General features: G+C 72.1%; 9 protein-coding genes. 8 read left to right on the forward strand and 1 reads right to left on the reverse strand.

Annotated elements, in window-relative coordinates; all coding sequences use genetic code 11:
• Positions 1-151: 151 nt before the first annotated feature.
• Both ABD240_RS12630 and ABD240_RS12635 read left to right on the forward strand, forming a co-directional pair.
• Positions 152-535, forward strand: a complete 384-nt coding sequence (locus ABD240_RS12630) for an ArsR/SmtB family transcription factor (protein ID WP_291796223.1) — start codon at positions 152-154, stop codon at positions 533-535.
• Positions 532-1011 (forward strand): SRPBCC family protein, encoded by a 480-nt coding sequence (locus ABD240_RS12635; RefSeq protein ID WP_344337625.1) that lies wholly within the window; start codon positions 532-534, stop codon positions 1009-1011. Before ABD240_RS12630 ends, ABD240_RS12635 begins: the two co-directional genes overlap by 4 nt.
• 174 nt (positions 1012-1185) lie before the next feature.
• Here the strand turns inward: ABD240_RS12635 and ABD240_RS12640 are convergent, their stop codons facing one another.
• Positions 1186-2784, reverse strand: coding sequence for an MFS transporter (locus ABD240_RS12640; protein ID WP_344337627.1), 1599 nt, complete (start codon positions 2782-2784; stop codon positions 1186-1188).
• A gap of 32 nt (positions 2785-2816) precedes the next feature.
• Between ABD240_RS12640 and ABD240_RS12645 the strand changes: the two genes are divergently transcribed.
• From ABD240_RS12645 to ABD240_RS12670, 6 genes are all read left to right on the forward strand, one after another.
• Positions 2817-3617: an ATP-binding cassette domain-containing protein gene (locus tag ABD240_RS12645; RefSeq protein ID WP_344337629.1), complete on the forward strand. Its 801-nt coding sequence runs from the start codon at positions 2817-2819 to the stop codon at positions 3615-3617.
• Positions 3617-4396, forward strand: a complete 780-nt coding sequence (locus tag ABD240_RS12650; protein WP_344337631.1) for an ABC transporter ATP-binding protein — start codon at positions 3617-3619, stop codon at positions 4394-4396. Before ABD240_RS12645 ends, ABD240_RS12650 begins: the two co-directional genes overlap by 1 nt.
• Before the next feature lie 122 nt (positions 4397-4518).
• Positions 4519-5982 (forward strand): ABC transporter substrate-binding protein, encoded by a 1464-nt coding sequence (locus ABD240_RS12655; protein WP_344337632.1) that lies wholly within the window; start codon positions 4519-4521, stop codon positions 5980-5982.
• A gap of 6 nt (positions 5983-5988) precedes the next feature.
• A complete protein-coding gene (locus tag ABD240_RS12660) occupies positions 5989-7779 on the forward strand; it encodes an ABC transporter permease subunit (protein WP_425547020.1) in 1791 nt (596 codons plus the stop codon).
• A gap of 159 nt (positions 7780-7938) precedes the next feature.
• On the forward strand, positions 7939-9138 hold the full coding sequence (locus ABD240_RS12665; RefSeq protein ID WP_344337636.1) for a pyridoxal phosphate-dependent aminotransferase: 1200 nt from the start codon (positions 7939-7941) through the stop codon (positions 9136-9138).
• Positions 9135-10094 carry a 2-hydroxyacid dehydrogenase gene (locus tag ABD240_RS12670; protein ID WP_344337689.1) on the forward strand — a complete coding sequence of 320 codons (960 nt, stop codon included), beginning with the start codon at positions 9135-9137 and terminating at the stop codon, positions 10092-10094. Before ABD240_RS12665 ends, ABD240_RS12670 begins: the two co-directional genes overlap by 4 nt.
• Positions 10095-10157 lie beyond the last annotated feature (63 nt).

Here is a 10157-nt window from a genome sequence, read left to right on the forward strand (position 1 = left end):
ATTCTGCGGGCCCTCCTCCGCGCGAGAAAGGGCCCCGCAGGACCGGAACTTCGCGGAGCCGGAACTTCGCAGGACCGGAACTTCGACCCTTGACAGCACCGGATCCCCAGTCATACTTAAGGTATCCACTAATTAAGGAGATGGTTCATCAGTGGCGAAGGACCCATTGAGCATGGTGTTCGCCGCTCTCGCAGACCCCACGCGCAGACAGATCCTCACGCGCCTGGCACAGGGACCGGCCACCGTCAGTGAGATCGCGGAACCGTTCGAGATGAGCGCACCGGCGATCTCCCAGCACCTGAAGGCGCTCGAGCGCGCAGGCCTGGTCACCCGGACCGCGCACGCGCAGTGGCGCACCCTCTCACTGCAGGCAGAGCCCCTCGACGAGGCCTCGGCCTGGGTCGAGAAGCACCGCCGTGAGTGGAATGAGCGCCTCGACGCACTCGACGCGCACCTCGCGTCCATGAAGACAGAAGCCGCCGGGGCACCGACGCCCCGCCCAGCCCCGAACACGCCCCAGGAGGAATCGCCATGAGCACGAAGACAGACGCCTCGGCCTCGCCCACCACCCCGGAGTTCACGATCACCCGCACCTTCGACGCCCCGCGCGACCTCGTCTGGCGCGCATGGACGGAGGAGGAGCACCTCGCCGGCTGGCTCCACCCCTTCGGGGTCACGACGGACTCGATCTCCTACGACGTCCGCGAAGGCGGCCTCTACCGCTACACCATGACCAACGAGGAGACCGGTGAGAAGTATCCGACCGGCGGCGTCTTCCTCGAGGTCGCACCTCAGGACCGCCTCGTCTTCACCTGGGGCGACCCGGACGATCGCGCGGAGGAGGCCCAGTCCGTCATCACGCTCACCTTCACCGAACACGGCGAGCAGACGGAGATGGTCTTCCACCAGCGCGGATTCGCAGGCACCCCCGGCGACGGATACGTCTACGACGGCTGGGACGAGGCGCTGCGCAACCTCGCCGCACACCTCGGAAACCAGCCGGCCCGCTGAGGGCCTGCCTCCGCCCGGCGGCAGAGGCATTCTCCCGCCACCGGGTGCCGGTTCCGCTACGGCCCATGCCGGAACGACCTGCGGGGCGATTCCCCGCCGCAGAGACGCCGGCCTCCTCACAGCGCACACGCACATGCCGTGAGGAGGCCGGCCTCGGCGCGCAGGCCCGAGCTGTCAGTCCGGCACCTTCCGACCCGCCCGCCCGTTCGCCACCTTCACGATGAGAAGGGCCGAGACCAGCGGCAGCACCGCCAGGAACACCCACACCGCACACGAACCGGCCGCACCATCGCCCATGAGCCGCCCGGCCACGACATTGCCCGCCAGCACCCCGATGCCGCCCGTCGTCGAGAGCAGGCCGAAGTACGCGCCCGCGGGGCGGCGACCGGCGAATCGGGGAACTGTGCTGAGCGCAATGGGATTGGCGATGAGGTGACCGAGCGTGAGGCACCCCACGGCCAGGAACACCGCCAGCATCTGCCCGTCCACGGGTGTGCCGGGCATGCTCTCGAACGCACCGGAGCCGCCGAGGCCGAGCAGGGCGCCCAGCCCGCCCGAACCACCCGAATCGCCGCGTTCATCCGGTCCACCCGGGCCGCCCGAGCCCAGAAGTGCACCCGCAGCCAGCACCCCGAAGCCGAGCGCACTCGCCGCGTAGCCGCAGCGCAGCGCCACACCCGGCCGCGTGCCGGCGAACAGTCTGGCCACAGGCAGCTGCAGCGCCAGCGTCAGCACCGAGACCGCGGCGAACATCAGCCCGATCTCCGCCGCTCCCCCGCCCACGCGCCGCAGCTCCAGCGGGAGCGTGAGGTACAGCTGGTTGTAGGCGATGAGGTCCACGGCATGCAGGCCCGCGAAGGCGAGGAACCGACGATCCGCGACCACTCCCCCGCGACGGCGGCTCGAGCCTGCTTCCCTTCGACGGCGGTCCGCCGCCCTGGCCGCTGGTGCCTCACTCCCGAGCTCGGATGCAGCCACCCCGTCCCTGCGAGCTCCTCGCCCTGCGGATGACTCGACACGCCGCCGCTCCTGCCGGCGACCTCGCCCCGGCAGCGCGATCCACAGGAAGACCGCGATGCACACGAACAGCACAGCACCGCCGGCGGCGACCACCGGAAAGCCCCAGCCCAGCAGCACGGCACCCAGCAGCGGTCCCAGCACGGCACCCATCTCACCCGCCAGCCCCAGCCAGGCGAAGAGCGTGGCCCGAGGCGCCCTCGGCCTGCGCCGTCCGCCTCCGTCATCGGCCTCGCCCCGCACCCGCGCGCCTGCTCCAGGAGAAGCACCGGCCTCGGGCACCACCGCGGCACCACTCCGCCGTTCCTCGGCCTGCGCCACCAGCGTGTTCACGCCCGGGGAGAACAGGGCTCCGCCCAGACCGGTGAGCACCGTGCCGACGAGGAACAGCCACCGCTGCGGCACCTCCGTCCACAGCGATCCGGCTAGCGCCAGGAAGCCCGCGATCCGCACAACGCACCCGGCGAGGATCACCGCACGCGCGCCCCAGCGATCCGCCAGCACCCCGCCCAGGAGGAACATCCCCTGTTGCGCGGCGGTGCGCACGCCCAGCACCACCCCCACCGCGGCCCCTCCCAGGGCGAAGTCCTCGGAGAGCACGACGGCGAGGAACGGCACCACGGCATAGAAGCCCACGTTGAAGAGAAGCTGCGTGCCCAGCAGCACGGGCACCCGGGGAACCGCTCCTGCCGCGTGTGAGGCCGGTCCCGAGGCCGCCCCGGCGGAAGCCTCCGCGCGATGTATGCGTCGTTGCATACGTTTAATGCGAGTCATTATCGTTTTCCATCATGCTCCACGCTACCACTCCCGCACCGCTCCTCTCGCTCCGCGATGCCGTGATCCTCGCCGATGCGGACGGCCGCCGTCTCCTCGACGTCCCGGCCCTTGATCTGCGCCCCGGAGAGCGCGTGGCCGTCACCGGCCCCTCCGGCAGCGGCAAGTCCCTCCTGCTCAGCACCTTCACCGGACGCTGGCCGGTGGGCGTGTCCTTCACCGGCACCCGGACGACCACGCTCACCCGCATCGGCTTCGTGCCGCAGCGCGGCCTCGACGCACTCCACCCCCTCCTGCCTCTGGGGCGGCAGCTCGCCCGCGTCTCCGGCGCAGACCCCGCCCGCGTCGCCGAGGTGCTGGATGCCGTGGGGCTGGGAGACCCCGAACTGCGCAGGCGCAGGCCCACGGAGCTCTCCGGCGGCCAGGCCCAGCGCGCGGCAGTCGCACTGGCCGCCCTCACGGATGCCCCGCTCGTCCTCGCCGACGAGCCCACCAGCGCCCTCGACCACGAATCGCGCGATCTCATGCTCCGCCTGCTCCTCGCCCTGCTGGGCGAGAGCCGGACCCTGGTCGTCACCACCCACGACCCCGTCGTCGCGGACGTGCTGGGAGCGCGCCGCATCGGCGTGGAGGCCGGGAAGGTCGCTGAGCGGACCCGTCCGGAACAGTGCGGTCCCGCGCAGGCTCCCGCGCCCGAGGCCTCCCGCACCGGAGCGCAGGCTCCCGAGGCCGAGTTCCCCGAGGCACAGGCGCCCGGGAACGAGCCTGCGCACCTCGCCGGGCCCACCGGTGGCTCCGAGCGCAGGGCCGGCTGATGACGGTCGCACCGGAGCTCACGCCCGCCGTCACCGTCGCACAGGTGAGCGTCGTACACGGCACCGGCCGACAGTCACGGACGACGCTCGCTCCCACCAGCCTCACCGTCCACCACGGGGAATCGCTCGCCGTGGTGGGCCGCTCGGGTGCGGGCAAGTCGACGCTCGCGGACGTCGTCCTGGGCCTGCGCCTGCCTGCGAGCGGAGCGGTCACGGTCTGCGGCGAGCACTGGTGCTCCGCCACACGCAGACCAGCCACACGCCTGCGCGGTCTGGTGCAGGGGATCCCTCAGGATCCGGTGGCCGCCTTCGTCCCCCGCTGGACCGTCCGGCAGTCGATCGAGCGCGCCATCCGCAGCCTGAGCCGCAGCGCCCCTGACGGCCCCGGCGCCCACCCCGCTGACCAGAACCGCCTCGGTGACCACTCGCTGGACACCGAGGCCCGCATCAGCAGAGCCGCGGAACTCGCACACCTCGAGCCCTCGCTCCTGGACAAGCGCGCCTCCGAGATCTCCGGCGGTCAGGCCCAGCGTGCGTCCATCGCGCGGGCTCTCGCCGTCGGCCCCACGGTTCTCGTCGCGGACGAGCCCACGAGCGCCCTCGATCCGCGCACCTCGGCAGAGGTCTCGGCAACGCTCCTCTCCCTCGTCGAGGCCGAGGGCATCGCCCTGCTCCTCGTCACCCACGACCCCGAGTTCGCCGCCCGCTGCACGCGCACCGTGGAGATCACCGCGCCCGCGGACGACCTTCTCGCACCGATGAAAGGCACCACCCGATGACACACTCCCCCGCACCTGGACGACCCGCACCTCGGCGGTCTGCATCCGGCCGCCCCGCAGCTCGCCCCGCCCGGAATCGCCGGCGCCTCCTCGCACTCGGCGCCGCCCCCGCCTCGCTCCTCATGCTCGCCGGCTGCTTCGGCTCACCCGGCGGCAGCGCCGAGGCCACCGACGAGCGCATCTCCGTCGCGTTCATGCAGCCGCCCCGCTCCGGGCTCAACCCGCTCAGCGACGACGCGTTCAAGCTCTCCCGCCTCTCCACCGCGGAGACCCTCGTGATCCTCGACGCCGACGGCAACGCGCTGCCCTCGCTCGCGACCGGATGGGAGCAGACCGACGAGCACACGTGGACCTTCGCGATCCGCGAGGGCGTCACCTTCCACTCCGGCGAGACCCTGACGGCCGGGCACGTGGTCAACTCCCTCCAGCACGCGATCGACGCCTCCCCCGTCCCCCGCATCCTCGACGGCACAGACCTGACGGTCGAGGCCACCGGCGAGAACGAGGTGACCCTCACCACCCACGAGCCCGATCCGCTGCTGCCCAACCGCCTCTCCAGCCCGCAGCTGGCGATCCTCGACGAGGCCGCCTACGGCGATGTCATCACCCCCCAGGGATACGGCACCGGCCCCTTCGAGCTCACGGACGTCAACGGCATCGTGGGCGTGACCCTGGAGCGCTACGAGGACTACTGGGGCGAGCCTGCTCAGGCCTCGGGCATCGACGCGAAGTTCGTCCCCGACGGCACCGCCCGGGCCGCGGCCCTGCGCACCGGCGAGGCCGATGTCGCCGAGGCGATCCCGGTGGGCCAGGCCGCCTCGGTCGAGGCGGAGCTCATCCACGAGGTGCCGATGCCGCGCACCAACACCCTCTACCTCAACTCGGAATCCGGGCCGTTCGCGGACCCTGCGGTGCGCGCCGCGGCGCGCGAGGCCATCGACCGGACCGCGATCATCGAGTCCGTCTACGAGGGCCGCGCGGACGTCGCCGAGGGCCTGCTGGGACCCGCGGTGCCGTGGGCGGCAGGACTGCGCGAGAACGCGGACTACCAGGCGATCCTCGACGAGCGCGAGGCCCCGGCCCAGGTGGACGGGGTGGAGATCACGCTGGGCGCCTTCACGGACCGGGCCGAGCTGCCGGAGGTCGCCACCCTCCTCGAACAGCAGCTCGAGGCCGTGGGCTTCGAGGTCCAGCAGGACGTCCGCGAGTACCAGTACATCGAGGCCGATGCCCTCGACGGCGCCTTCGACGCGTTCATCCTCTCCCGCGCCACCGTCCTGGACTCCGGAGATCCGGTGGCCTACTACGCTGCGGACTTCACCTGCGACGGCGGCTTCAACATCTCCCAGCTGTGCGAGGAGCCGGTGGACCGGGCCGTCAACGCCGCGACCGCCACTCCCGCGGGCGAGGAGCGGCAGCGGGCCACCATGCTCGCCGAGGCGCACATCCTCGCGACGGATTCGGCCATCCCCATGCTCCACGAGCGCGTCATCCAGGGTGAGCAGACCACGCTCGCCGGGGCCGCCCGGGACCCGCGCGAGCGCATCCTCGTGACCGCGGAGACCCACCTCACCGCCGCGGACTGACCCGTGCTGCGCAACAGCGCCCTCCTGGGCACCCTCTCCCGGATCGTGAGCGGCGTCGCCCTGCTGCTCATCGCCGGTGCGCTGCCGTGGCTCTCGCTGCGCGATCCCGCCGCCTCGGTGCTCCGGGCCCGCTATGCCGAGCTGGAGCCCACGCCCGAGGCGCTGGCCTCGGTCCGCGCCGAGCTCGGCCTCGAGGGCGGCCCGCTGCCCACCGCCCTGCGCTGGTGGGGCGGGCTGCTCCGCGGGGACCTGGGTGAGTCGTGGATCAGCCGTGCGCCCATCGGCCCCGGCGTGTGGAACGCCCTGGGCGTCTCCGCGACGCTGACGATGTGCGCGATCGTCGTGGCGCTCGTCATCGCCGCCGCCCTCGTGACGCCCGCGGCGCTGCGCATCCTGCGCGACAAGCCGCAGCGCGGTTCCGGTCCCGTCGGCGTGGCGCTCACCTCGCTGCCGGAGTTCCTGCTCGCGAGCGCACTCCTCGTGGTGGTGGCGGTGCAGCTGCAGTGGCTGCCGCCCTACGGCTGGTCCGGCTTCTCCACCGTCATCCTGCCCGCGCTGTCCCTGGGCGTGCCGGCCGGCGGACTGCTGGGCCGTCTGCTCACGGACGCCGTGGGCGGGGTCGCGGAGGAGCGCTGGGTGAATGTCTGGCGGCTCGCCGGCGCGCGCGGCGCCGTGATCCTGGGCGGCGTGCTCCGCCGGGCAGCGGCCGCGGTCATCGACCAGCTGGGACTCGTGTTCATCGGCCTGCTGGGCGGAGCCGTCGCGGTGGAGCAGGTCTTCGCGATCCCCGGCCTCGGCCGCTATCTGCTGGGCGCGGCGAACTCGCAGGATCTCCCGGCCCTCCAGGCAGGGGTCCTGCTCATGGCCGCCGCGGCGGCGCTCGTGGGCGTGCTCACGAGCGTGGCGCGCAGGCTCCTGCGCGGAGGGCCCCTGCCGCCCGGGGCGCTGCCGCCTCCGCCCGAGGCCCGCGGCGACGGCCGCGCCGCCCGCTGGACGGCGGGGCTCGCACTGGGCGGCCTCCTGCTCATCCTCGTCACCGGCCTGCCGCGGGATCCGTACGCCATCGTGCACGAGCGCCTCGCCGCGCCGAGCATGGAGCTGCCCTTCGGCGCGGACGCGAGCGGGCGGGATCTGCTCGCCCGGGTGGCGCACGGCACCATCGGCACGCTCACGCCCTCGTTCGCGATCGTCGGCCTGGCCATCGTCATCGGCCTGCTGCTGGCGGTGTTGGGCGAGGTGGCGCGCGGTCCCGCGGAGATCGCGAATGCGACCCCGCCCATCCTCGCCGGCGTCATCATCGCCGCGCTCATGGGTCCGTCCGTGGGCGGCGCCGCGCTCGCGGTGCTGTGGGTGACGTGGCCGCCGCTCACCACACACGCGGCCGCGCTCATCGACGAGGCCAGGGCGATGCCGCACATCAGATGGCTGCCGCTGGCCGGCGTCTCCCCGTTCGAGATCTGGGTGCGCCACATCCTCCCGTCCACACTGCCCGCCCTGCTGCGCCACGGGATGCTGCGGCTGCCCGGTGTGGCGCTGGCGCTCGCGGCCCTGGGCTTCCTGGGCCTGGGCGCACAGCCGCCGCTGCCGGAATGGGGACTGCTGCTCTCCGAGGGCATCGACTACGTGGAGCGCGGTCCGTGGACCACGGTGGCGCCGGCCACCGCACTCATCCTCACTTCCGTGTTCGCCGTCGCGATGGCGGGCCTGCGCAGGCGGCGCCGGAACCGCTCTGCACGTGCCCGCGGAGGGAGGCTCGACACCGCCGCGGCCGCAGAGGATGCCGCGCTGCCGGTGTGAGGACTGCGCTGCCGGGGTGAGGCCCGCACCGGCGGCGCCACGGAGCAGTGCACGCAGAGGATGGAGTGAGGGCCAGGAGAGGGCTAGCGTGATATATCAGCTTCACACTAGGCTGGGGCCCGCACCGCACAGACAGAACCCGATGAGAAGTGGGGCATCATGCAGCAGCTCGCACGCCGGCTCGACAACCTGGGCACGGAGACCGCCTTCAGCGTGGCCCAGGCCGCGGCCGCCTGGAAGGCGAAGGGGAACCGCGTCTACCCCTTCCACCTCGGCGACATCAACATCCCGACCGCACCCAACATCATCGAGGCGATGAACAGGGCGATCGCCGACGGCTACACCGGCTACTGCCCCGGACCCGGCATCCCGCAGCTGCGCGAGGCCCTCGCCGAGGACATCGGCACCCGCCGCGGCATGGAGCTCACCCCGGACAACGTCGTCGTCATGACCGGCGGCAAGCCCGTCATCACGAAGTTCCTGCAGACGGTCATGGATCCCGGGCAGGAGGTCCTCTACCCGAATCCCGGGTTCCCCATCTACGAATCGCAGATCGAGTACCTGGGCGGCACGGCGGTGCCCTACCGCTACCTCCCCACGGAGGACGGCTTCGCCATCGACCTCGACCAGGTGCGGGCCGTGATCACCCCGAACACGGCAGCCATCATCTACAACGACCTGCAGAATCCCATCTCCGCCGAATCGACGGCCGCAGAGCGCGAGGCCATCGCCCAGCTCGCCCAGGAGCACGACCTCTGGGTCCTCTCCGACGAGGCCTACTTCGAGACCCGCTACGAGGGCGTCTCGAGCTCGATCGCCGCGCTGCCCGGAATGGCGGAGCGCACGGTCATCCTCTACACCTTCAGCAAGAAGTTCGCCATGACCGGCTCCCGCCTGGGCTGCGCGGTCGCACCGCGCGAGGTCGCGGAGGTGTTCAGCACCCTCAACACCAATGACGAGTCCTGCACCACGCACTACGTGCAGTGGGCGGGCGTGGAGGCGCTGCGCGGCACCCAGGAGCCCGTGGCGCAGATGCTCGACGTCCTGCGTGAGCGCCGCGACGCCGCCTGTGAACTGCTGAACGGGGTCCCCGGCATGGACGTCGCAGTGCCGCAGTCGACCTTCTACCTGTTCCCCGACGTCACGGAGGCGATGGAACGCCTGGGCTACTCAGCCGTGGGCGACTTCGCCTCGGCAGCCCTGTACGAGACCGGCGTCTCGTTCTGCACGCGCGAGCACTTCGGCAGGCGCCAGCCCGGCGAGGACCGCCAGTACATCCGGCTCGCCTACTCCGGCATCGACGTCGAGGACATCGGCGAGGGCCTCAGCAGCCTGCGGCAGTGGATCGAGACGGCGTGAGCCGGGTCGTCGTCACGGGACGGATTCCCGAGGCAGCACTCGCAGCGCTCCGCGCCGAGCACGAGGTCGACGACTGGCAGGAGCCGGGCTCCATCCCCCGCGCGGAGCTCCTGCGCCGCGTCGCCGGTGCCGACGCCGTCGTGTCCCTGCTCACCGAGAAGATCGACGCCGAACTGCTCGACGCGGCAGGATCGCAGCTCAGAGTGGTGGCGAACGTGGCCGTCGGCTACGACAACATCGATGTAGCGGCCTGCGCCCAGCGTTCAGTGACCGCGACCAACACTCCCGGCGTGCTCACGGACGCCACGGCGGACATCGCGCTCAGCCTCATCCTCATGTCCACGCGCCGGCTGGGCGAGGGCGAGCGGACGATCCGCTCCGGCCGGCCGTGGAAGTGGGGCATGTTCTTCCTGCTCGGCAGCAGCCTGCAGGGCAAGACCCTCGGCATCGTGGGCATGGGCGGCATCGGACAGGCCACTGCACGGCGGGCGAAGGCCTTCGGGATGGAGATCGTCTACCAGTCGCGCAGCGAGCTCGACCCGGCGGTCGCCGCGGAGCTGGGCGCCCGGCGGGTCGAGCTCGACGAGCTGCTGTCCGTCTCCGATGTCGTGTCGCTGCACTGCCCCTACGGCCCGGCCACACACCACCTCATCGGCGCGGAGCAGCTGGAGTCGATGAAGCCCTCGGCGCATCTCGTCAACACCGCCCGAGGTCCGGTCGTCGACGAGGCGGCACTGGCCTCCGCACTGCGCGCAGGCACCATCGCCGGCGCCGGCCTCGACGTCTTCGAGCACGAGCCCGAGGTCCACCCCGGTCTGCTGGAGCTCGAGAACGTCACACTGGTGCCGCACCTGGGTTCGGCCACCGTGGAGACACGGACCGCGATGGCGGTGCTCGCCGCGGACAATGCGCTCGCTGTCCTCAGCGGACAGGAGCCGCCCTCGCCCATCCGGTGAAGCCCACCGGCTGCCGACGCGGGCTCCGCAGCTGACGGAGCCCGCGGCTGAGGGCACCCGCCG

This window comes from Brevibacterium salitolerans, assembly GCF_039531405.1.
GTDB lineage: Bacteria > Actinomycetota > Actinomycetes > Actinomycetales > Brevibacteriaceae > Brevibacterium > Brevibacterium salitolerans.